The 25,295-nt window shown below is 47.1% G+C and carries 17 protein-coding genes; 1 reads left to right on the forward strand and 16 read right to left on the reverse strand.

Annotation, left to right across the window (positions count from 1 at the left end; genetic code table 11):
• The 3 genes from OXH39_21305 to OXH39_21315 all read right to left on the reverse strand — a co-directional run.
• The coding region (locus OXH39_21305) for an ABC transporter permease subunit (GenBank protein ID MCY3553006.1) at nt 1-1,250 on the reverse strand (1,250 nt) is incomplete at its 3' end.
• Between the two features lie 360 nt (nt 1,251-1,610).
• A complete protein-coding gene (locus tag OXH39_21310; GenBank protein ID MCY3553007.1) occupies nt 1,611-5,471 on the reverse strand; it encodes a YCF48-related protein in 3,861 nt (1,286 codons plus the stop codon).
• Between the two features lie 23 nt (nt 5,472-5,494).
• Nucleotides 5,495-7,588, reverse strand: coding sequence for a sigma-70 family RNA polymerase sigma factor (locus OXH39_21315; protein MCY3553008.1), 2,094 nt, complete (start codon nt 7,586-7,588; stop codon nt 5,495-5,497).
• A 294-nt stretch (nt 7,589-7,882) separates the two neighbouring features.
• Between OXH39_21315 and OXH39_21320 the strand changes: the two genes are divergently transcribed.
• Nucleotides 7,883-9,148: a transposase gene (locus OXH39_21320; protein ID MCY3553009.1), complete on the forward strand. Its 1,266-nt coding sequence runs from the start codon at nt 7,883-7,885 to the stop codon at nt 9,146-9,148.
• 260 nt (nt 9,149-9,408) lie between these two features.
• On the opposite strand, the gene OXH39_21325 is transcribed toward OXH39_21320, so the two are convergent.
• From OXH39_21325 to OXH39_21385, 13 genes are all read right to left on the reverse strand, one after another.
• Nucleotides 9,409-13,290 carry a YCF48-related protein gene (locus OXH39_21325; protein ID MCY3553010.1) on the reverse strand — a complete coding sequence of 1,294 codons (3,882 nt, stop codon included), beginning with the start codon at nt 13,288-13,290 and terminating at the stop codon, nt 9,409-9,411.
• Nucleotides 13,291-13,313: 23 nt separating this feature from the next.
• A complete protein-coding gene (locus OXH39_21330) occupies nt 13,314-14,585 on the reverse strand; it encodes a hypothetical protein (GenBank protein ID MCY3553011.1) in 1,272 nt (423 codons plus the stop codon).
• 282 nt (nt 14,586-14,867) lie between these two features.
• Nucleotides 14,868-15,689, reverse strand: coding sequence for a LamG domain-containing protein (locus OXH39_21335; protein MCY3553012.1), 822 nt, complete (start codon nt 15,687-15,689; stop codon nt 14,868-14,870).
• 695 nt (nt 15,690-16,384) lie between these two features.
• A complete protein-coding gene (locus OXH39_21340; GenBank protein ID MCY3553013.1) occupies nt 16,385-17,149 on the reverse strand; it encodes an SDR family oxidoreductase in 765 nt (254 codons plus the stop codon).
• Nucleotides 17,133-17,351 (reverse strand): hypothetical protein, encoded by a 219-nt coding sequence (locus tag OXH39_21345; protein MCY3553014.1) that lies wholly within the window; start codon nt 17,349-17,351, stop codon nt 17,133-17,135. Before OXH39_21345 ends, OXH39_21340 begins: the two co-directional genes overlap by 17 nt.
• Before the next feature lie 373 nt (nt 17,352-17,724).
• Entirely contained in the window at nt 17,725-17,934 is a 210-nt protein-coding gene (locus OXH39_21350) for a hypothetical protein (protein MCY3553015.1), read from the reverse strand.
• The gene (locus tag OXH39_21355; protein MCY3553016.1) at nt 17,909-18,397 is read right to left on the reverse strand and encodes a PIN domain-containing protein; all 489 of its coding nucleotides are present in this window, start codon (nt 18,395-18,397) and stop codon (nt 17,909-17,911) included. The genes OXH39_21350 and OXH39_21355 overlap by 26 nt, the downstream gene beginning before the upstream one ends.
• A gap of 155 nt (nt 18,398-18,552) precedes the next feature.
• Complete coding sequence (locus OXH39_21360) at nt 18,553-19,362, reverse strand: dienelactone hydrolase family protein (protein ID MCY3553017.1); 810 nt, start codon at nt 19,360-19,362, stop codon at nt 18,553-18,555.
• A gap of 16 nt (nt 19,363-19,378) precedes the next feature.
• Nucleotides 19,379-20,476 (reverse strand): hypothetical protein, encoded by a 1,098-nt coding sequence (locus tag OXH39_21365; GenBank protein MCY3553018.1) that lies wholly within the window; start codon nt 20,474-20,476, stop codon nt 19,379-19,381.
• A gap of 20 nt (nt 20,477-20,496) precedes the next feature.
• On the reverse strand, nt 20,497-21,285 hold the full coding sequence (locus tag OXH39_21370; protein ID MCY3553019.1) for an anti-sigma factor: 789 nt from the start codon (nt 21,283-21,285) through the stop codon (nt 20,497-20,499).
• Nucleotides 21,279-21,899, reverse strand: a complete 621-nt coding sequence (locus OXH39_21375; protein MCY3553020.1) for a sigma-70 family RNA polymerase sigma factor — start codon at nt 21,897-21,899, stop codon at nt 21,279-21,281. The genes OXH39_21370 and OXH39_21375 overlap by 7 nt, the downstream gene beginning before the upstream one ends.
• 188 nt (nt 21,900-22,087) lie before the next feature.
• Nucleotides 22,088-24,541 (reverse strand): CotH kinase family protein, encoded by a 2,454-nt coding sequence (locus OXH39_21380; GenBank protein ID MCY3553021.1) that lies wholly within the window; start codon nt 24,539-24,541, stop codon nt 22,088-22,090.
• Between the two features lie 64 nt (nt 24,542-24,605).
• The gene (locus OXH39_21385) at nt 24,606-25,265 is read right to left on the reverse strand and encodes a DUF4956 domain-containing protein (GenBank protein MCY3553022.1); all 660 of its coding nucleotides are present in this window, start codon (nt 25,263-25,265) and stop codon (nt 24,606-24,608) included.
• Nucleotides 25,266-25,295 lie beyond the last annotated feature (30 nt).

The raw sequence follows: 25,295 nt of genomic DNA on the forward strand, positions 1-25,295 counted from the left end.
AAAAAACTTGTCTTAACTTTGCTAAATTGTGGTCTAAATAAACGGTAGCACTTCAGCATCTCATAATAGCGATCGCCCGTTTGAAAATAGGTGCTTCTTTTTCCCTTTCCGGTCTGGGTCAAGTTTGTAGTGATATAAATTAAGGAAGATGTCGGCGTGATTCGAGAGAGCATCTGCCCTAACTGTTCTTGCCGTTCAGTTTCACGTTTATAATCTCGATCCAATTTGTTAGCATAGTTCTGGAATCTCGATCTATATTCCGCTTCAAGGGGTTTCATACGTTCATTAATTTTTTTAGAAATCTCCCCGCCTATATGTCTGTGCCCCTTCTCATTGGGGGGGATTTCCATGATCATTTTATTTTCTTCCTCTTTGAGTGCTGCGTTGAAATCGTCTCGCATGGCTGTTTTTTCCATATAGACGCTCTGTGAAGTTTGTGTTGGTGCGATAAATTTGGCAGCAAGGAACCCAACGCGTGGCGTGATCAATACTGCAAACACCCAGACGGTAAAGGCAACGATGAGGGCTGTCTTAGAATTGTCTAAGTAGGTGGAAATCACTGTGCCGATTGCAAAAAAGACTCCAATATAGAGCAACGAGATGAGGGTTAAACCGAGGACTCTCGGAAAAATTTCAGGCTCACCGAGAGGGAACCCTTGCCAAACAAGTATCAGTAAGCCGAACAGCAACGATACCAAGAACGGAACCACAAACACCGCGTATCCGCCAATCAATTTGCTCCATAAAAATAGATCGCGCGGCAGGGAATTAGCTAAGGTAATCCGAAGGGTGCCCGCTTCTCGTTCTCCGGCAACCGCATCGAACGTAAACAGTAACGCGAGTAGACTAAAAACAGTACCGACTATGAATAGAAAATCAAGATGTCCTAACAGATTGGAAAGAGAGGAAACCAAGGCAGGTGCCCCTTGTGTAATCCCATTACGTGTCATGCCGAGATAGGTCGGCAATGTATCTGCTAACCCATTTGCGAAGACGCTCAAAGGGGTCGGTTTGAGGATGAGTTTGGAAACTTCCAGTTCTGGATCCAGTGGCATCCCTGGATTCATTGTGGTTTCTTCAATGTTTGTGAGTTTAACGGCTTCTTGGTAATCCACTAAATTTTGGCGATAATTTCGGTAATTTGTAGAAAGTGTCAGCGGGACGAGAAGGAGGCACATCAAAAGAAGCGCGACGAAACGGACGCTCAGAATATGATGCATAATCTCTTTTTGAATCAACGTCATTAACATTTGAATCTTCCTTTCATTCACTGTTATTGAGGATTGCGTTTTTTTGAAACTAATTTCGGTGAAGTGATGTATATTTCCCTTTTATAATTAAGGATACGGGTTTGGAGGGGAAAGGGTGCATAAAACGAAAAAACTGGATTTTCATCTCAGAAATTGTAAAAATGTTGAAATTGTTGGGTGGCTTTGAGAAGCAGCAATTTCTGATAATCAGATGTTATGTAAACCAAAACAAAAATCGTGCGGAGAACTATGTGTATCTTACATGTCTCCGCACGATTTTTAAACGCTTATGAGATAAACAGATTTGACCAAGAACTCGTCTACAGATACTTTTGGTAAAGCGCGAGTTCTTGGTCAAGGTTAACGCTTGGGACGACGCAGCACAACGCCTCCCTGTCCAGCAACCCACAGCGTCTCCCCATCTTTGACCCGCGTGATGGTATATAGGTCATTGTCAACGCCGGTATGCTCTCGTTTCCACGTTTCACCGCCATCTGTCGAATGAATGATAGTTCCAGCGGCACCGACGGCGTAGATTTCCTGTTCAGAGAGTGCCAGAATGTCATAAAGTGTTTCCGACATACCGCTCAACTTTGACTCCCAAGTGAATCCACCGTCAGTGGTGGATAGGATAATCCCAGCGCGTCCGACTGCCCATCCCTTTCGTTTGGTGACGAACGATACGCCATAAAGGTCATAACCGGCGTATGTCTCATGGAACTTCCAATATTCGCCACCGTTGACGGTTCTCTGGATGACACCGTTGGTCCCAACCGCCCAACCGAGCGGTGCAAACTTCATATCAATACCTGTGAGGTTTCGACCGGTTGAGGTGCGCTGAAATTCCCAAATCGGACCGCCATCCAGATTGTGAAGAATATCCCCATTTTCACCGACAGCCCACCCTTCAGAAAAATTGCCAAAGGCAACCTCATTTATGGAGATGTCAAAGCCCGGCGGCAGCTCTTGCCCGTTTTCTGTTGACCAATCCTCACCGTTTGCGGTGTAAAGCATGCCGCCATCGCGTTTCATCGCCCAACCCCATTTCGGATCAAGACTGATGAAGTGGACATTAACGATACGGTCAGTCGTGCCGCTCTCCAAACGCTCCCAATTTTTTCCACCGTCCTCTGTTGACAGCAGGACTCCGTTATCCCCGGCAATCCAACCGTTTTGTTCGTCGAGAAATATCACATCTCGGAAGTTATCGGGTGCTTCGCCAAATTGATGGTGCCAGGTCTTGCCGCCGTCTGTGGTAGCGTAAATCTGGCCCCCGGATTTTTGTGCCGTCTCGGTCCCACCCGAGTCGGCTCGATACACATGCCCTTCGTAAATTTGTTCCGCACCGACAGCCCAACCGTGCCCATCTTCCAAGAAATAGGCATTGGTAATTTGGGTCAAGAGTGGGTCGGCTTGTTGACGTGCCATTCTATCTACCCAACTTACAGGTTCGCTGTTCTCAGTTTCGCCTCTGGACGAAGTATGGAGCGGCTTCCAGTTTTTACCTTGGTTCTGTGTGGTGAGAATCGCCCCACCAACACCAATTCCCCACGCTTCGGCGTGATTTCGGAATTTCACGGTCTGCAGCTGGATATCCAAATACGTTCCTTTAATCTCTCGTTCTGCTTCCAGATCCCGTTTCCAACTCTCTCCGCCGTCTGTGGTAAACAGCGATGTCCCGTTCTCCATCACCGCCCAACCCAATGTGGCATTTAGGAAATGGACACCGATGCAGCGTTGGTGGGTCCTGGCTTGAATCTCCCAGTAGTCTCCACCGTCAACCGTGTGTAGAATCAATCCGCCAGTCCGCCGTTGGGGTGCAACTGCCCATCCCTCTTTGCTATTAATAAAATGCAAGTCCGTAATTGACTGCTGTGTTGCACCGGTTTGCTGAGATGTCCAAGTTTTACCGCCATCGGTTGTCCGCAGAATTTGTCCCCTATCAACGCCCAGCCATCCCTGTTTTGGGTTAATGAAGTGGATGGCACGAATACTGCCGTAGGATCGCCCGCCTGAACGTGAGGGTTGCAGACCTTCACGAATAACCTGCCACGCCTTGCCCCCGTTTTCGGTGCGTAGTAGCACACCTTGCCCACCAATCCAACCGTGGTTTTCATCAATGAAAACAATGCGCTGTAATTCTTCTGCCACGCCACTCTGTTGCAGCTGCCATGTTTTACCACCGTTTGTGGTGTGCAAAATGGTACCGCTACCTCCCACTGCCCATCCTTCCTGCGTAGATAGGAAGTAGGTATCGGTGAAATGGGTTTGTAAAGCCCCTTGACGGACGATCTCCCAGTGATATTCAATCGGTTCAATCGGTTTCTCATCGGTTTCCATTTCTTGCGCAGCAGGCGGCAACTCGGCAATGAACTGCTCCGTGTCCACAGAATAGCGCATCGCAATGCCACCTTCACCCACAAGGAGGATACCATCAGGCGAAAGCGAGAAACTATAGAGATCGTTGGACGTGCCGCTTTTCTGCGACTCCCACGTCATGCCACCATTGATAGTCGTTAAAATGACCCCTTCATCTCCAACAATTAACCCGTGATTCGCATCGGCAAAGTAGACTTTATTTAGATTTGTCTGCGTCCCACTCCGTTGAAATTTCCACGTTTTTCCGCCATCGAGCGTGTGTAAAATTTCACCGAATTGTCCAACGACCCAACCGATATGTCGGTCAACAAAGTAAGCAGCATAGAGTTCGTTGTAACTGTTGCTATTCTGTCGTTTCCACGTCAATCCACCGTCTTGGGTGTGAAAGACGATACCGGGCCACCCGACGACCCACCCCTCTGTCTCGTTGAGGAAAAAGATGCCTTTAATCATTTCGTGGAAATAGCGCGGTGCTTGTTGGACCCACGTTTCACCACCGTCTGTTGTATGGAGCACAGTCCCCAAATCCCCAACGATCCACCCCTTTTTCGGATTGATGAAGTGGAGTGCATTGAGCGTGTACCACCACCCGCTGGTTTGTCGTTCCCACGTCTGACCGGCATCGGTTGTGTGCAGGATAAGTCCGCCGTCCCCAACCGCCCAACCTTCTTTGTCGGTGGCGAAAGATAGATTACGGATGCGGTGCCATGTGTCCATCTCAATGTTCGTCCAAGTCTTGCCACTGTCGTCACTCGTCGCGATTGTGCCCTTCTCTCCGACAGCAACCGCACGGTCTGTATCCGCAAACGCGACACTTTGCAGATCATCGGCTGTCGTGCCACTTCTCATGTTCCATGTTACCCCGCCGTCGGTCGAGTGTAGGAGCGTGCCGTTCCAACCGACTGCCCATGCTTCTTTAGGACTTGTGAAGTGAACCCCCATTAAGTCATTCTTCGTTGGGGTTTCTGATAATCTCCAATTGTCCCCGCCATCTTCGGTTCGAGTGATAAACCCGCCCTGTGCGACTGCCACACCGTAGTTATCATCAATGAAATGAAAATCATTAACAGTTGGACGGACATGTCCATAAACCGGCGGAAGCCGACTATCTTGTCCTCGCCACTCTGTGCCACCATCGCTGGTATGAAAGATGCTCCCGTCCGTGCCACCACTCCATCCGTTGAAAGGGTTCGTAAAAAATACCGTATGGAGGTTACAAACCGTTGATGTTTGATCTTCTCTCACGAAATTATCCTGTTCGCGCCAGGTCTGACTGCCGTCTGTGGTAACAAAGATTTGATTGTAATCTCCAACTGTCCACCCGCGCTGCTTGTCTATGAACCAGATACCGCCAAGTCCGAATCCCCCAATTGCTTCTTGATGGTGCCATGTTTTTCCACCATTTTGTGTATATAGCAGCCCATTCTGTCCAGTGATCCATCCCGTTTTTGAATTAGTGAAAAAGACATCCATAAGCAGCGCATGGGCTTGACGTTTTTGAAGGGTCCAGTGTCGCCCACCGTCGTCGGTGATAGCGATTAATCCCTTGTCACCAACTGCCCAACCGTTACGGAGATTTGTGAAGTAAACCGCTTTGAAATCTTCATGCGTGTTCACCGTCTGTTTTTCCCAACTTACACCACCATCAGCAGTATGGAGGATCCACCCGTGATGCCCCACAATCCATCCGTGTTTGGCATCCGCAAAGTAGATATCCGTAAAATGGGTTTGCCAGTCTGCTATGCGAGTAATCTCCTTTTTTACACAACCGGTGAACAGGAAAGGAATTCCAAAAAGGATTACCATCCAAAAGCAAGTGATGTATTGAAAAATCTTTTTCATCTGTTTTACCTCCTTGGTTGATTTTACTGTGTTCGAGAGTTCGGGATTACAACCGGATCGAGTAATATTGGAGATTTCTGAGAGGGTGAATAAACACCGACTGCAGCACCCGCATCCGTAGCGAACCAGATTTTACCATGGCTGTCTTCAAATACCGACCAAACACGGTTGCTCGGTAGCCCGTCATCTGTGCTAATGTTTTGGAACGTTTCGCCGTTATACACACTCACACCAACACCGACCTCAGGGATTGGCACACTATCCGCTGCTCCGTGAACGTCAATCGTTAGCGGTAGTTTTTTACTACCTGCAAACCAGAGGTTGCCGTTGGTATCTCGCAGGATGCTCTCAACCCTATTCATCGGAAGTTCTTCGCTTTGTGGAAAGTGAACTAATTCTTTGCCATCATAGCGACGGATGCCAGTATATTCGTCACCTACGCCTTCTTGGGTAATCCAGAGATTATCCTGTGCATCAAACTGTAGGTTTGTCACTTGTCCCCTTTGCGACTGTCCCATCTCCCTGAAATCGTTTAAATTTACATCAAGGTACCGGAAATCAGACGTTTGGAGGTTGTAATAGGTAATGCCGGCGTGGCTGCCGAACCAGAGATTTCCTGCTGTATCTTGTGCAATCGCTGTAACTTCATTCCACCAATCGGGTAGGACCTCGGTCCCTGTGGGTCCGTTGAGAGTAATACTACTAAACTTTTCACCGTCGTAGCGACTCACACCCAACAAGGTCGCGAACCAAAGCGTTCCTGTTTCGTCCTCAAACAGGTCATTAATGCTACCGAAATCGTCTATGGTAAACGTCCGAAACGCTTGTCCATCATAGCGACTTATACCTTCTAATGAAGCAGGTGTCCGTGTTTTCATCTCCATTCCGTCATCGACGGCATCAGCGAGTTCGCTTAATGGCATATTCAGGTATGACATATCTATAAACTTCGGTCTCTTCAGCGCATTTGCAAGCATCCCATCCCCAAACCAGAGCATGCCCTGCCGGTCTTCAAAGACAAGACCTGTCGTGTTCCGTGGTAATCCATCTTCCATTGTGAAGGTTTGGAAGTTATCTCCATCATAACGTGTGATACCGTCGGGTGTGCCAAACCACAGCGCACCTTGATTGTCTTCAAAGATTGTGAGCACAGTATTGGATGCTAAACCATCTGCTTGGGTAATTGTTTTTTCTATAAGAAGTTTACCGGCATTGCTGGATGCGGGCTGCATGCCAGCACCCGTGTTCTGACTCGGGTGAGATGTCTGTCCGATCTGATTCCTAACATCGGGTTTAGCATCCGTATCAAGAACGATGTTGGTATCAATGATTTCAATAGTCGGTTCGGATCTCACCTCGAAACTATACGGCTTCTGAAAACGGGAAAGATACTGATTACTGGCACCTATCATCAACAGAATCACGACCGCGGCACTCCCAAGAGCTGCCCACGGTAATACAGGTTTCCCACTGGGAGGAGATACCGGGGTTATATCAGCAACCTCCCGCATGATACGCGCTGTCAAATCAGCAGATAATTCAACGCCGCCAAGCACTTCACTCACCAAGGATTCTGACGCTTTTAAACGTTCTCGTCCCCGGCGAAGTCGTCCTTTAATTGCACTCACCGACACCCCTAAGTATTTGCTAATTTCTTTAGCTGTCATTTCGCCGAGATAGTGGAGTGTCAGCACTGTGCGTTCGCTCTCTGGGAGCCTTTTCAAAAGGTTTTTAACGACTTCAGAACGGTGTTCCGCGGCTTCTGTCTCGCGTCGCTCCGACATATAATGTTGATACGAGGATTCCTCTATCTCTACCATAGGTGTATCCTCCAAAGATGGCATCGTGGATTTACGCCTTTTAAGCCAGTTAAGGGCAAGTCGATTTGCTATGACATACAGCCAGCCAGAAAAACATTTCGGATCCTTTAAAGTCCCGAGTTTTTTGTAGACTTGGATGAAAGTATCTTGCGTGATCTCTTCGGCATGGTGAAAATCACCAATCTTCCGCCAGACGAGGGCATGAACGCCCTTTTGATGCTTTTCAACTAAGGTGCTGAATGCCGAATCGTCGCCTGACAGAATCCTATAAATCAATTGAACATCATTTTCTAACATCAGAGAACCTCATAATAAACGAGTAAATCAGCACACATCTATGTTCTCCACAGATGAGATCCACGGAGATGCCACATACGCAAACTCTATTTCCAATTTCACCTAATCTTCGGGCAGGAAGCCCAATGCTTTAGCGTTGGGAGGAATGCCCGCTCCTATATTTTCCTTGAAATTCGCACTAAATTGTGGTATAATGATAGCATCAGGTTGGAGAGCAGCATTCTTAGCGTTGCCACTTGGCAATGTGCTTGCCTCCCCCTAAGAACGGGATAAACGCCTGATACCTGATATACCATGAAATTAGCCTTTAAATATCCTGTGTATCCAACACGGACACAGGAAACAACACTACTACAGTGGCTTGACCACCTTTGTGAACTTCAGAACTCTGCTCGCCATGATCGTAAAGTTGCTTGGGAGACAGAAGGTCAATGCGTTTCTTGCAACGATCAGCAAAAAAAGTTGAAAGTTGCTCGTAAAAAATATGCTGACTTTCGCGAAGTGCCACAAGATATGCAAGTCTGTGCTTTGGAACGCACCGATAAAGCGTTTGACGGTTTTTATAGACGTTGCGAAGCAGGTGCTACGAAAAAAGGGTATCCAAGGCACCGAAAACAGATTAAGTCTATGTCGTGGAAACTCCGTAAACACACACTTAAGAGTGGTGAACGTGTCCGTCAAAATCCTATTGGTGAAACTGCATGGAAGCATGACCGTTTGAAAGTGCCGAAACTCGGCGAAGTCAAGATATACATGCACCGCCCCCTTCAAGGCGATCCAAAAAGCGTTACACTTGTTAAAAAAGCGAGTGGTTGGTATGCTCATATTACCTGTGAATTCCCTGATACGCCAAAGGTGGAAGCAACCGAAGCGATTGCTGTGGATATGGGAACGACGCATTATTTGACGACTTCTGAAGGCGAAAAAGAGGACAACCCGCGTTGGTATCGTCAAGCAGAAGGCTTAACCCGAAAACATTCCAAAGACCTTTCTCGTAAGAAAAAAGGTAGCAACCGGAGTAAGAAACAACAACATAAACTCGCATTACACCATGAACGAACCGCTAACAAACGCAAAGACTTTATCGGCAAACTCGTCTACAAACTCTACCACCACTACGAAAATAATGTATTAGTGGCAGAGGACTTAAGCGTATCTAACATGGTCAAGAACAAACACCTCAGCAAAAGTATCAGCGATGCGTCTTGGAGTGCATTCTTCAAGTGGGCTGGAAACATAGCCGAAAGAGACGGTTTCCACTTCCACCAAGTTGATCCCAAGAACACCTCGCAAACATGCTCAAGTTGTGGTAAAAAGTCGCCAAAGAAACTTTCGCTGGCGATACGTACCTTTGATTGTAGGTTTTGTGGCACGTCTTTAGACCGCGACCACAACGCTGCATTAAACATACTCTTTAGGGCAGCTGCTGCCCTTCGTGGAGAGCGGTGGGTTGCCCCCCTCTATGAAGCGAGAAACAAAAACGAAGCACGAGACACGGGCTTTAAGACTGCTGAGCAACTTCTGTTGTTTGATGGACTCTTAACAAGCCCAAGTCTTTAGGCTTGGGTAGTTGACTTTATATTAAAGACACATTTTTAAAGCGAAAGGGTACATAATTTGAAAAAAATGCAAAAAATTACTCAAATTTCCGACCTTACTTTATATTAAAGACACATTTTTAAAGCGAAAGGGTACATAATTAGGAGTTAGGCAAATTGAACGATGTTATCCAAACCAAAACAAAAATCGTGCGGAGAAGTATGTGTATTTTACATATCCCCGCACGATATTTAAACGCTTACGAAATCAACGAATGTCGGTTAAAGTTTAGGACGACGCAGCACAACGCCTCCTTGTCCAGCGACCCACAGTCTCTTCCCATCTTTAACACGTGTGATGACATATAGGTCATTGTCAACGCCGGTATGCTCCTGTTTCCACGTTTCACCACCATCTGTCGAATGAATGATGGTTCCAGCGGCACCGACGGCGTAGATTTCCTGTTCAGAGAGTGCCAAAATATCGTAAAGCGTTTCCGACATACCGCTCAACTTCGACTCCCAAGTGAATCCGCCATCAGAGGTGGATAGGATAATCCCGGCGCGTCCGACTGCCCATCCCTTTCTTTTCGTGATGAACGACACGCCGTGAAGGTCGTAGCCTGCGTATGTCTCGTGGAACTTCCAATATTCGCCACCGTTGACGGTTCTCTGAATTACGCCGTTGCTCCCAACCGCCCAGCCGAGAGGTGCAAACTTCATATCAACGCTTCTGAGGTTTTTACCGGTTGAAGTGTGCTGCAATTTCCAGATCGGACCGCCGTCCAAATTGTGGATAATTTCTCCATTCTCACCGACAGCCCATCCCTCAGAGAATTTACCAAAAGCAGCTTCATTTATCGAGAGTGGAGGTAGTTGATGCTGTGGAAGATCAGGTAGTTCGCGCTGTGGAAGTTCCTGATTGTTGTCTGTTGACCAATCATCGCCATCGGTCGTATAGAGCAGGGTTCCATCCCTTTCCATCGCCCAGCCCCATTTCGGCTCAAGACTGATGAAGTGGACATCGACGATGCGGGCCATTGTATTAGTCCGCAACCGCTTCCAATTTATTCCACCGTCCTCTGTTGATAGCAAGGCTCCGTTATCTCCAGCGATCCAACCATTCTGCTCATTGAGAAACAGCACATCGCGGAAATTATCAAGCGGTTCACCGAGTTGATGGTGCCAAGTTTTTCCGCCATCTGTCGTGGCGTAAATCTGACCCGTAGATGCATCTGCTTCATTGGAGCCACCAATATCAGCCCCGACCGATTCCCTGTCGAAAATTTGTTCTCGACCCACTACCCAACCGCGCCCATCTGGTAGAAAATGCGCGTTGGTAATTTGAATTGAGTATCCAAACGGACGTTCCGCTGCCATTCTTTCTATCCAACTTTCCGAGTCACCATTTTCACTTTCCTGCCCAGACGATAAATTCAGTGTTTCCCAACTCTGACCTTGGTTTTGGGTGGTAAGAATCATCTGTCCAGCGTTAATTCCCCAAGCCGTTGCCCAAGCCTCGGTGTGATTGCGGAATTTCACCGTAACCAGATGGATATCCAAATTCAATCCTTTAATGTCTCGCCCTGTGTCCAGATCTCGTTTCCAATTCTCTCCACCATCTGTGGTAAGAAGTGAGGTTCCGTCTTCCATTATCACCCAACCCGATGTGGCATTTAGAAAATGGACACCAATGCAACGCTGATGGGTTGTGGCTTGGATTTGCCAGTAATCACCCCCATCAACCGTGTGTAGAATAAATCCACCAGTTCGTCGTTGTGGTGCAATTGCCCATCCTTCTTGACTGTTGATAAAATGCAGGTGCGTGATCGGTTGCTGGGTTGTCCCTGTTTGCTGAAGCGTCCAAGTCATACCACCATCGTTTGTACGCAGGATTTGTCCTTTATCAACGCCGACCCATCCATCTTTCGGATTGATGAAGTGTATCGCACGAATATTGCGAAAGTTTTTCAACCCTTCACGCACAACGTGCCACGTCTCGCCCCCGTTTTCTGTTCGCAGCAGTACGCCTTGACCGCTAATCCAACCGTGTTTTTTATCGATGAAGACAATCCGTTGTAATGTTTCAGTCACACCACTCTGTTGTGTCTGCCATGTCGTGCCACCATCTGTGGTCCGTAAAATGGTACCGCCGTCACCGACTGTCCACCCTTCCTGTGTAGAAGAAAAATAGGTATCGGTGAATTTGGATTGCCAACTCCCTTGACGGACGATTTCCCAATGGTATTCAATCGGTTCAATCGGTTTCTCATCGGTTTCTGTGTCTTGCGCAGCAGGTGGCAACTCAGCGATGAACTGCTCCGTGTCCACAGAATAGCGCATCGCAATACCACCTTCACCCACAAGGAGGATACCATCAGGTGAAAGTGAGAAACTATAGAGATCATTGGACGTGCCGCTTTTCTGCGACTCCCACGTCACGCCGCCATTGATAGTCGTTAAAATGACACCTTCATCGCCTACAATTAAACCGTGATTTGCATCGGCAAAGTAGACTTTGTTCAGATTTGCCTGCGTCCCACTCCGCTGGAATTTCCACGTTTTTCCTCCATCGAGCGTCCGTAGAATCTCACCGAATTGTCCGACCACCCAGCCGGTATGTCGATCAATGAAGTAAGCAGCATAGAGTTCGTTGTAGCTGTTGCTATTCTGTCGCTTCCACGTCAATCCACCGTCTTGGGTATGAAAGACGATCCCGGGCCACCCGACGACCCACCCCTCTGTCTCATTGAGGAAAAAGATGCCTTTAATCATTTCGTGGAAATAGCGTGGTGCTTGTTGGACCCATGTTTCACCACCGTCTGTTGTATGGAGTACAGTCCCCAAATCTCCAACGATCCAACCCTTCTGTGAATTGATGAAGTGGAGTGCATTGAGCGTGTACCACCACCCGCTGGTTTGTCGTTCCCATGTCTGACCGGCATCGGTTGTGTGGAGGATAAGTCCGCCATCGCCAACCGCCCAACCTTCTTTATCGGTGACAAAAGATAAGTTCCGAATGCGGTGCCACGTGTCCATCTCAATGTTTGTCCAGGTCTTGCCACTGTCGTTACTCGTCGCAATGGTGCCCTTCTCTCCGACGGCAACCGCACGATCTGCATCCGCAAACGCGACACTCTGCAGATCATCGGCTGTCGTGCCACTTCTCATGCTCCATGTTACCCCGCCGTCGGTCGAGTGTAGAAGGGTACCATTCCAACCGACTGCCCATGCCTCTTTAGAAGTCGCAAAATGAACACCCATCAAGTCATTTTTGGTTTGGTTTTCTGTTAATCTCCAATTCTTTCCGCCATCTTCGGTCCGAATGATGAACCCGCCCTGTGCAACCGCCACGCCGTAGTCATCGTCAATGAAATGGAAGTCATAGACAGTTGGACGGACATGTCCATAAATCATCGGGAGTCGACTGTATTGGGTCTGCCATTCTGTTCCACCGTTAGTCGTGTGGAAAATGGTGCCGTCTGTGCCACCGCTCCACCCTTTATAAGGGGTCGCAAAAAATACCGTATGGAGGTTGCAAACGTCCGATGTATCGTGTTCCATTCTCTCAAGCTGATCCTGTCTACGCCAGGTTTTGCTACCGTCTGAGGTGACAAAAATCCTGTCGTAATCTCCGGCGATCCATCCGCGATGCTTGTCTACAAAGTGGATACCACCGAGTCCAAATGCGCTCGCTTCCTGATGATGCCATGTTTTTCCGCCATTTTTTGTGTGCAACAACCCATCCTGTCCAGCAATCCAACCGGTCTTTGAGTTGAGGAAAAAGACATCCATAAGCAGCGTGTGCGCTTGATTCCTTTGCAGGGTCCAGTGTCGTCCACCGTCATCAGTAATAGCAATTAACCCCTTGTCGCCGACTGCCCAGCCGTTACGAAGGTTTGTGAAATAAACCGCTTTGAAATCCTCATTCGTGTTCACTGTCTGTTTTTCCCAGTTCACACCGCCATCAGCCGTATGAAGTATCCATCCCCGATGCCCGACAATCCACCCGTGTTTGGCATCCGCAAAGTAGATATCCGTGAAATGGGTTTGCCAGTCCGCTATGCGAGTAATCTCCTTTTTTACACAACCGGTGAACAGAAAAGGAATTCCAAAAAGAATTACCATCCAAAAGCAAGTGATGTATTGAAAAATCTTTTTCATCTGTTTTGCCTCCTTGGTTGATTTTACTGCGTTCGAGAGTTTGGGATTACAACAGGATCGAGTAATATTGGAGATTTTTGAGAGGGTGAATAAACACCGACTGCAGCACCAGCGTCCGTAGCGAACCAGATTTTACCACTGCTGTCTTCAAACACCGACCAGACCCGGTTACTCGGTAGACCGTCATCTGTGTCAAAGTTTTGGAACCTCTCACCGTTATAGACGCTCACACCAGCATTGACGACATTGTAAAGCATGCTAACACTTTCCTCAGTTTCGTTCAGTGTCGGCGGCAGATTTTTAACGCCAGTAAACCAGAGGTTACCGCTGCTATCCTGCATGATGTTGTCAACGCTATTCATTGGAAGTGCTTCACTTTGCGGAAAGGTTGTCAATTTTTTGCCATCGTATCGACGAATACCGCTGTTTTCCTTGTCCATACCATCCCGGCTCATCCAGAGGTTTTCCTTCGCATCGAACTGCTGATCCGTTATGTTTGCAGTCGGTGCATTCCCCATCTCTTGGAAAAGGGTGAAGTCCTCGTCGATAGCAAAGTGACGGAAACGGTTCGTTTGGAGGTTGTAATAGGTAATACCAGCCGTGCTTCCAAACCAAAAATTTCCTGCTGTATCCTGTGCAATCGCTTTAATTTCGTCCCACCGATCCGGTAATACTTGCATCCCGATCGGTCCGTTCATAGTGATAGTGTTGAAAGTTTCCCCGTCATAGCGACTCACACCAGCCGATGTCGCGAACCAAAGCGTACCCGCTTCGTCTTCAAAGATATCCTTAACAGTATCACGGGGGAGACCATCGGCGGTCGTGAAAATTCTGAACTTTTCGCCGTCGTAGCGACTCACCCCTCCTAATGGAATGGACCTTCTCATTCCTTTAGGTGCATCATAGGGTGTGAGATCAAGTTCACTCAATGGCGTTTCCATCCAAGACATATCCATAGGCTTCCCTCTTTCGAGAAAACTTGAAAGCACACCATCACCGAACCAGAGCATCCCTCGACGGTCTTCAAAGATAAGACCTATCGTATTTCGTGCTAATCCATCTTCTGTTGTAAAGGTTCGGAAATTCTCTCCATCATAACGGGTGAGTCCATCGGTTGTTCCAAACCACATCGTGCCATGACTATCCTCAAAAACAGCGAGGACTGTGTTGGATACCAAACCGTCTGCTTGGGTTAAGGTTTTTTCAATTTTGAGTTCTGCTGCACTGGCAACATATACTACCCAGTTCAACAGTAGAAACATAGCAAGCCACATTGCATGAGGTCGTTTTCGCATTGAAAAACTCCTTCTCTCGGAAATATGGAAGCATTCTAATTTTTAGATTCTTGCTATCCCGAAATGTGTCGTCCATTTGATGTAAGTGGGGTTCAGAATCAGTCGTAGTTCCAGTATGGCCGAAAGCAAGGTAACTGATACCGAGTAGTAACAAACAGACGAGAAGTAGGTTAATTATTACAAAGCGCATTTTCTCTTTCCTTATTTAAAGTTAAGAATTACGCTGAACTTACAAGCGGTAATTTGCTAAAATTTTATATCTGTTGATTTAGGTGACGTAGCTTAGAACTCAAAAAGTTGCATTATTTTGATATCCGCCCAAGTCGTTGCCACCTTATCGGTTGGTGAAACAGCGAGGAAGTTTCCCGACATTGCTTGTTTGATTTCAGCTTCGCTGAGTGCGCGTCGCCAGACCGCCGCTTCGTCAATAGAGCCGTTGACAAATGCGTACTTATTTCTTGCGCATCCTATCCAGACACTCGCGATATTGTCGCCAATGAAATTGAATTCCTGCTTTTCTTCGCCCATGACTTCACCATCTAAATAGATTTTCGTCGTTTTCCCGTCGTAACTTCCCGCAACATGATGCCACCGTTTTTCCTTCATTTTGTGCGGAACGATGAATTCTTGTCGATCCGAACCACCATGGTCAGTCCGTGCCCCCAGAAGCAACCAGATTTCTGGTCCGCTACCGATGTCAATACTACCGATGCCATAAGAGGCTCCCCACTTGACTGCAAACCAATGACAGCCTTTATCAATCCAGTGTACCTTCTTGCCTTTCCACGTTTCTTGATAATAGACCCATGCCATCATTGTTATCTCGTCTACGACTTTTAACTTCTCCTGAGAAGGGATATTGACGCAATCCTGTCCATTATTTGTAATATGAATTGCATCTCCATACTTACCCTTGACAATCTCAGTATTTTCAATGATCTCTGCGTCGAGACCATTGCCGGACGTATCACCAATCGTCTGCTTTTTAACGTTGTCAAAGTCCAGATAAAAAACGAGATCTTCATCAAGACCCGCGTTCACGTGAGTCGTCACTAACAGAATAACAGCACTAAAAAAGATAGTACCGATGGATAACCGTGCCATATTTTCCTCCTATATAGTTTGTCAAGTTTCTCTTGAAATGGTAAACGTAAATATAATACGCAATTTATGTGCCAACCTGAGAGTGATATTATGGTGAAACGGGAAATATCGCCTTGATAGTCGGTTGAACGCGGGATTAAGCGGTTTTTAGGAGATAAAAATACTTGAAAGAACACTGCACCAAATAGGGCAGATAATAGGGACAACTGCACGAATTTGTGCAGTAACCTCAACGCGGCGCACCTTTTATCTGTCAACATCAGACAAATCGTTTCGTGAAATATAATGACGCGAGCTAAGGGCAAAACGGTTGCCTAATTCTTCAAGGAATTGGGGAAAATCTAATAAAAGGAATAGATTAAATCTATTCCCTTTGGTGTATCCTGAAAGGTAAGCATAGGTGTCAATTTTAGAAAAAGAGGCGTGCTTTTCACTGTTAATAAAGATCTTTGAGCCGAAGACCCCTCACGGGCCCTGTAAAAACCGTGAGATAGATCCGATGTCTTTAGTCCCGTAGGGACGGCATCTGTGTAGAAAAGGGACCCCTCCACCCTCAAGCCCCGTAGGGGCGGCATTTGTAAAGATGCCGTCCCAAAATACCGTGAAAAACCACTAAATTGACACCTATAGTGTATCCTGAAAGGGAAGTATAGGAAGGAGTTTTCTTGAAAGACTAAAGAGTTGGTAGAGACCGTTTAAAGCGAGAGGATTCCACCCTCAACGAGCATCGGAGCACCTGTCATATATCTTGATTCGTCGGAGGCTAAATAGACTGCTGCCCAAGCGATATCTTCCGGTTCGCCGATGCCCAACGGATGCATCTCTTTGATTTCTTTGTTGATTGCCTCTGGGTCTGGCTGCTTGGATAGGAATTCTTGATAGAGTTCAGTGTTGATCGTGCCGGGGCAGAGACTGTTAACACGGATGTTATCTTCAGCGTACCGAACCGCCATGCTGCGTGAGAGGTGTACGACAGCCGCTTTGGAAGAGGTATAGGCGGGGTGCATCGGAAACCCGACGTAGGCAGATTCACTCGCCATATTGATAATCGAACCACCACCGGCTTCGCGCATCAACGGGATTATCGCCCGTGAGACGAGGTAGATGCTTTTCACATTGACGGCGTATTGCCGATCCCAGTCTGCCTCAGAGATCTCTTCTAATTCACCTACGACAGCAATACCGGCGTTGTTGAACAGCACATTTGGATTGCCAAGCTCGGACGTGACCTGTGCAACAGCGTTCTCTATTTGTGCTGTGTCTGTTATATCACACTCACAGAAAAGGGCGTTTCCACCGGAGGCTTGAATCTGTTGCGTAGTCGCTTCGCCGCGCTCGGCGTTGATATCCCAAATAGCGACAGCTGCACCTTCACCTGCGAAAAGTTCCGCGCTTTTCGCACCAATACCTCGCGCTGCACCTGTAATAACTGCGATTTTGTCCTTAAGTCGGTCTGCCATATATTCTTTCCCAGATAGGGAATCTCGCAACCATAGAGGCTTTTACCAGTGATACCACCCACAACCTAAAGGTTGGGGCTTCGGCTTCGTAGCAGTTAGCATTCTTCCGAAAGGTTGAACGTCTTACGTCTGCTCCACCAGTAGGCAATTCCCCTATAGACTGAAAAAGCGTCAGTAGGGCATATCGTGCGGAAACTTTCACGGGTATCCCTGCCTACCTCTATCCAAATGGATAGAAATTTGAGAAGGCGAGACCGCAATACAACGTGCAGACTTTCACCTCTGCTCCGATCCACGCATTACGCGCAATTACGCGTCAACGGTCTCTAATATACTTTTTAAGTGGTATAACACTAACACCTTAACCAACTCTGACATTGGCGGGCAACGCCTCTACAGGTTGTAGAGGGTCAGAGTGTTGCCCAAGTGTTTGGTATTAATTATACCACATTTTGACTATATTGGCAAGTTTATTTTCAACAGCGTCCTACGCCGTCTTACATCCCCAAGCTAAAGCAGGGGGCTTTAGACGGAAGAAAGGTAAAGAATCGCGTCTTTCCCTGAGCAAGTCTGTTCTACATTTGATGGTTCCGTTGGATCCGCTTTGCGATCGTCCTGATATCGGGTTCATCACCGATCCACTTCTTGCGTTCCTCTGTAAAATTACCTGTAGTCGGTTCACACTGCCTAAGAAATCGGACCATACCCGCGGCACCAAGTTTCTCAGAAAGCACTTTAAGCCCGATTTCATAAATTTCCTCATCGGTCATCTTTTGTATATTCATGTCCTGTCTCCTCTTGTAGCCATGTGTCTGGGTATTCAACCCGGATGTGAAGCTCTGACTCAACGCGTTTTGCTGTTTTCAGTAGCGAGTCGTCTGTTGTAAGAAAAATGTCTGCATTGCCACTTTCAGCGCAAGCAAGATGTAAGGCATCTAACCGCTCAAAACCAAATGCTTCAAGTTGTTCACCTCGTGCTATTTCTGTCTCACCAACCCAAACGATTTGGTGTGCTAAAGATAGCAAAGTTTTGACTTGAGTATGTTTGATTGGTTCTGTGATTCGATCTATTTCATCAGCGTTGACGCTACTGGCAAGCCATTGCCAGTAACCTATGTCAAAATACTCAAGTATTGTCTCAACAGCCTCGGCTTCGCGGCGAACCCGAGTTTGTGTTTTAACATCAAAAGGACGATTAAAACAGCACGTATCAAAATAGATTTTTCTGTTTTGTTGAGAACTTTGCACGCGTTAATCTCTGGGCTTTTTGGAAATTTCCTTTCTAGCACGCCCAAGTTTAAAGATACCATACGGTTTGTTGTAATGTCAAGCCTTTTGAAAAAAATAGGGATGGATTAAGATCCTCCCCATGTATACAGCAAAATAATTACATGAAAACTGTGTTAAAGTTCTCGTAGGAGGGATACCCACCGTTCCCATGCGGCTTTGGTAGCAGCTTTCTGTGCGTCGTTTGCGTCTTCTGCCATACCGCGTCTCAGGAAAGCGTGGCCAACCCCTTCATAAATGACGGGGTCGTAGGTAACGTTTGCGGCATCGGCTGCGGCTTTGGTGGCATCAATTGTGGCATTGATGCGGTTGTCACTCTCGCCATAAAAGCCATATATGGGTGCTGATATTTTGGGGATGTTTTCCGGGGCTGCGGCGCGACCGTAGAACACGAAGCCAGCGGCTATTGTATCGGAATCGACAGCGTAGCTGAACGTTTGACCGCCTCCCCAGCAGAAGCCGGAAACAGCAACCTTTTCATTGGTTGAAGGGAGATCTCTGGCATATTTCTGGATGGCATCCAGATCTGATGTGACTTGAGAGGGTGAGAGTTCTCGGATAGTCCGTCGGACATCATCACCGGAATCGAAGCTCTCTGTGCCACCGCCATTAGGTCCCATGCCGGAAAGCAAGTCAGGGCAGATTGCGACAAAGCCTTCGGAGGCAAGTCTGTCTCCCACGAGGCGAATCCAATCGGTGAGTCCGAAAATTTCGTGGATAACGATGATAGCCGTTGCTGGTTCTTTTACCTCTGGATAAACAACAAACGTATTGACAACACGCCCATCCGGGGTCGTGACTTTTACCCATTCGCCGTGGCGCGGTGATTTTTCGAGTTCGGTCTTTATGCTGTCAGCCCCTGCATTACTAATGAACAATAAACCGGTAACAATGATGCCTAACATGAGGGCGTTGCATATCTGCATAGTTTTCTCCCTATTTTTATTTTGTTTTGCGAATAATGGATTCTACGACCTTCTGCATTTCAGTCGTAGGTATTGCGCCGACGAGGAAGAAGTGGATTTTCGCACCCGACCATCTGAAAGCATCCGTTGATCCGAACTGGTGTTTATAAACCTTTTGACCACCAAGTTCAATCTCACTTTCTTCTCTGCGTTGTCTGTTGTTAAGGCGCGGTGGATCGCCCGTTTTTTCAAATAGTGTGAAAGTTACCAATCCATCTGTGTATTCGAGAAGAATTGAGTCCTTTTCCCTGCTTCTTATACCACGGACATCCTGCAGTTGGAACCCAGGCGGCATGTATTCAGGTTGGACAGGTTTGATCTTAAGCATTTTCCCTGCTTCGGCGAGTGAAATTGGGTCGCTCCGCCATGGTCTCGGCTTTATCTCATTTTTAAGAACTTTCCATTTGCGTTCCACGGCTTCAGGATCGAAACTAATTCGGTTATAGACAAACATCTCCCGAAGCACACCCTCAGCATCCAGGTCCTCTACCCGCAAGATAGCACCGTTTTCGCGGGCAAAGAAGATGCGTTTTGTGGGTCTGTCGGCAAACTTAGGTGTAATCGTTAGGATGTTAGTTTCATGGCCCGCTATCTTTTCTGCGGATTCCGATTCTTCCAAGTTGTAGTTTTGGGCGATTAGCTCAATCTGTTTTTTGGAGAATTGGCTTCTAACTTGTCGCCATTCGCTCCGATCCCGATTTCTTTCCCGACGGTCTCCACGATTTTCGTTATCACCTCTTCTTCTGTTGTCGTTCCGGCGTTCGTCTCTGTCTCGTGAACCTTCAGATGAATGTCGCTCACCAACTACGGATGTTACCTTCCGGTACGAGACATCAGGAGGTCTATGAATGACCACCTCTTCAAAAGTACGTGTGCCTCTTGACGAACTAAACGTTTTCACGCGGAAACCCACGTAGCTGACTTTATGCTCGGCTTCTGCAATGCGTTCAAGCGTGCTGATGTCAGCAAAAAGTATGTGAGGTGTCCACAGCAAAAAGGCTAAAATTGCAGACCATAAGAGATGATGTTTAGATCGTCCGTCCGTATGAAGAATTAGATGCTTATGCGTTTGCATGGATTCACCTGTTGGAAAATTCAATTCTCCACAAAAAAGTCAAGAACCTGTTCTTCAGCCTCTTCGATGGTTTCTGGAGGTAGAGATTCCAGACTGAGCGGGCTGCCGACATTTGACTTCAATGGGTTGTCTTCAAGTTGCTCAGTATAAAGTCCGTAGTAGAAATCAAGTGTTTCGTCATATTGGGGCGTAGTTGGATAAAAGTAGAGTGCTCCCAAAATCAGTACGAGCGTTAAGATACCTGTTGCCCCTGCTGTAACGGGACGGAGAAACCAGCGTCCAAAATCCGGTAGCCATTGTCCGATATCTGATAGCCATGGTGTGCGTGTGGATTCCTCGGACGCCGTCTTTGCGGCTTGTTCGTGTATTTTCGCCATTACTGTGTCAGCAATAGATACCGGAGCGGGACGCGCAAACATTTTGATTCGCTCGCGATTTTGGCGGAACGCTGACAGCATTTCGGAGCACTCGTCGCAGGAATGCAGGTGTGCTTCAATCCGCTCGCGCATAGCAGGCACCAATTCATCGTCTAAATAGCCTGATAACTCGTCTTGGAATCCAGCATGTATTTTTGCCATCACTGTCTCTTTAAGCGTTGATGGCACCGGCTGCGCGAGGTTTGCGATCATCTGACGATTGTTTTGGAACGCCGACAACATTTCGGAACACTCGTCGCAAGAGTGTAGGTGTGTTTCAACCTGCTCGCGCACAGTCGGAGTTAATTCATTATCTAAATAGGCTGATAATTCCTTTTGAATTTTTTGATGGTTCATGTCTTCAATCGAGAATAGAGGTAAAGTGTTTACCACTCAACTCGCTCCAGTTCTTTTTTTAGTGCTTTTCTGGCTTCGTGTAACCGAGATTTGACGCGTCCGAGCGTACATCCCAACATTTCGGATATTTCTTCATAAGGTAGATCTCGCAGTTCTCTCAGCACCAGAATTTCTCTATGGCTGTCTTTGAGTTTCGCGAGGGCTGCGTGGACAATTTCTTTTTCTTCAGTGCGTAGTGCTGCCTCTTCCGGTGTTGCTGTATCAAGAGGAACCCACGGTTGTGAATCGTCAATCTCCATTGGGTCGGTTTTTCGACGTTGATACTGGTCCATGTGATTAAGACACTTGTTTTTGACGATTCGGTAAAGCCATGTGGAAAATCGGGATCGGAATTGAAATTTCCCGATATTTTCCCATGCGGAGAGGAACGCATCTTGTGCGACATCTTGCGCATCTTGGTGGTGGCCGAGTATACCGTAAGCGATGTTATAAACCCAGCTCTGATACTGAATCACGAGGATGCCCATTGCGTCAGCATCACCTTTTTGACACCGCAAAACAATCTCACGTTCCTGTGCGAGATCTAATTCTTCTGTCTTGCCGGTCTCCGAATAGGTTTCCATAGTAATTCTACGGGTTGCAACAGGCATTCTTTTTCTCCAAACTGCAAGGATAAAGAAAGTGCTTTGATTCAATTCAGAACCGTTTGATTTCCCAACAATTTTGATTTCCAAGTCTCGAATTTCGTTTGTGCCAAGCGAAATTCTGCGTATTGGAGGAAACTAAATGGCTTTCTGATTCAATTAGACATCTTAGGAAACAAAAGGTTCGTATTATTTTATTGAAGCGCGTTTTTCTTCCCTGGCGTGGTTTGGATCTGCTTGAGTTCACCGCTACCGTTCGGCCATCTGCCGAGTGCAACATCCTTCTCCTGTTTTTCAAACGTTACTGTATCAAGCACTTGATTGCCACGTATATCAGTATCAACGAGCATTACAGTTTCACCGTTACGGGACAATTTGAAGTTCGCATGGAGTCCTACATCGGCTTTGCCATCTTCATCCAACCACACGAGGAGATAGCCTTGTGCTGGAATCGTCGTATTCTCTGGGAACGCCCATTTTTTAGGGTTGTCCATTTTATCCGTCAAATACATCCCAGAGAGATTTACGACATCGTTGGTGAGATTGTGCAGTTCAAGCCAGTCTTCGTGTTGTCCTTGCGGGTCGGCAAGACTTTTGGTATTGGCTGCCATTAGTTCGTTAATGACGATAGGTGTCTTTTTCGCGACAGGAACACCAACTCGGTACCGCGCCGCACCTTGTTCTGCTCTCACCGGTGAGAAGGCGGTCGTACCATGCGTCTTCACAGCATTCGCCTCAACGTAATAGTAGACTGTAGTGTCCGCGGGAAAACCGGGAATGTGTCCAACATAACTATTCCCGTCCTTTGTCATCGGCACCTGCTCGAAAACGACATACCGATTGCTACTATAATACAACAAAACTGCATTTGGCGCAACTGATTTATCAAGTGTTGCTTTGACTGAAACAGGTTGATTGGCTATCGGAGAATTTTCAGATCCGATTTCAACGGAGGTAATTTGGGGTGTTGGCTTGTTGAGTTCCGGATGATTACGCAGGTGCTCACGTCTTTGCGTCACAAAACGTTCGAGGTCCTCTGGAACACCGACCGCGAACTCTTGGTACCCGTAAAGTTTCTTATCGTCTTGCTGCACTTCCGCATCAATCAGCGTTTGATATTCCTTGATAATCGGTTCAAACACTTCCCAATCAAGCCATTCATCCATAACGGTTCGGACGTGCGCGAGATACCGTGCGCGCCACTCTGGATTTGAGAGCAATCGGTGAATAAGTGGACGCGCAGTGTTGTTTTCATGTGCAACGGGAGATACCATTCCATTTTCTAAAGTCCCCCACGACCAACCACCGGGCCCACCGCCACCGGGGCCGCCCCGACCCGATCGACCAAATCTAAGACTTTCATTGTTATCATGCGGGACGAGGTGGAACCTGCCGTTGACATCTTGATAGATAGCGTAATCGCCACCTTTATGGATATAACCATCGTCATCCATAAAGACGTTTGAAACGGCGAGCTGCCACAGCACCTGATCTATATTAAGTACGGACGGAAGATTTGCCGCAAGTTCTGCATCTGAGGTTGTTTCGTCAAGCATTTTGCTGAGAGCAATAAGGCCATCCCAAGGGTTCTCAACGTCCCTGGTTTTGAGCTGATACGTTTCTTGATACGTTGCTGGATCATCTCCGGCATAGGTCAAGGCACCGCCTCTGCCGGGACCCACTTTCCAACGGATGCCGCCTTTTGTGCCGAACCACTCGGCGAGAAAGTCCTTATTGTACTGTTGGAGGTTGATATAAACCCCCCAATTTTCGCCGTTGATAACCAATTTCACAAGGTTTGTTTTCATCGCAGGGATGTAGTCTCGTGAAATCTGATTGTAGAGCACTTCACGAAGGAAAGAGCCATCGACATGCCCGTTTAGCAAATTAAGCGTTTTGTAACCGTAAAGGCGTTGTCCGTCTTCACCATAATCGACAGCAATATTAAAGGATTTTTTGTCTGATCTAACCGTGAAGTAAGAAGAGGTGCCTCGAAAGTGGACCCCAACGTCTGAGTAAACTTTTCCATCAACAATTAATTCTGCTGGCACTTCAATATCCGTGCGATAAAATGCGCTCATCTGTTCGGACCAATCTTCGTGATGGAATCGGAGATAGAGGGTACGAAGTGTCTGTACGTCGTAGAGTGGCGGTGAACCTTCTGGCGTAGATGCCAGGCTTGCTTGCACATCGTTTTGAACACCATCATGTAGATTTTCCTCGGGTATTAGAGACGAACCACTACCACCACGCATCTGTAGTGCTGCTTCTCGTTCAGCACCGGTTAGTTTCCCGTCCTTATCCTTATCAAACTGCTCAACCAGTTTTTCCGGTGGTTGGGGTCCGCGTCGTCCACCACCAAAGCCCGGCATCCCGCCGGGTCCCCCGAAGCCTCTATCCGGGACGGCACTTTGTCGCATCTTCTCAATCTCTTCACGACTGAGTTTATCGCCAGTGAATGCCTCTAAGCCTGTGACTCGAAGCATGAGTTCGTCTTCTTCATTGCTCAGTTTACCATCTCCATTGAGGTCGAATCGCTTCTGTTCATCCGAGAGTTTTGGCGATTCCTGAGTGTCTTGGGCATCCACATAGGTTACCCAACCCATAATTATTAGCGCAATAAGTATTAGAGATTTAAGTTGTTTCATTGTGTTCTCCTTTCAGTTTTAGACCTGTCTAACCTATAGAGGTTCGCATTTTCTTTCCTTATTCTCATTCTTTATCCATTTTTACCTCTGTAACATTTTCAATTCCTGAGAGTTCGTTAAAAAAAGTGAGCCATTCCTGTGGATTTGCCAATTTAATCCGGAAGGTTAGTTCAACCAATTGAGATTTTTTGACCCGTTTGTCGATTAAGCGTTCATAAACGAGGTGTTTATCAAAAAGCGGACGGTAAACGGTTTCAAAATTCTGGTCGGGCGGCAGACAGAACTCTAAGCTGAATTCGTTATCGCTGTTAAAGCGTTGATGCCAGTGGTATATGGCAAGGATGATGATACCGATAAGGAATGTCGCCAGAATCGCGACAGATGGATTTCCAGCACCAACTGCCATGCCAACGGCTAACGCGTAAAAAACAAAACCGATGTCCCGCGGGTCTTGAATAGCAGTACGGAACCGAATAATCGACAGCGCACCTACTAAACTAAATGCCCGTGCGATACTGTCTCCGATAATCACCATCACCACAGAAATCAGCATACACAGGATGATGAGGGTGTCGGTAAAGGATTTTTGTGGGACTTTAGTGTGGGTCCACTGATAGATGTTAACAATAAAAACGCTGAGCGCGAAGGAAAGTATCAATCTAAGAGCGTCAGCACCAAGTGTTACAAGCGGTGGTAGGGTTAAAAAATCGAGTAATGTAGCCATTCCTATTTGCCAATTAGAGGTTTGTTATGG

This window comes from Candidatus Poribacteria bacterium (genome assembly GCA_026702755.1).
In the GTDB taxonomy this organism is placed as follows: Bacteria; Poribacteria; WGA-4E; order WGA-4E; family WGA-3G; genus WGA-3G.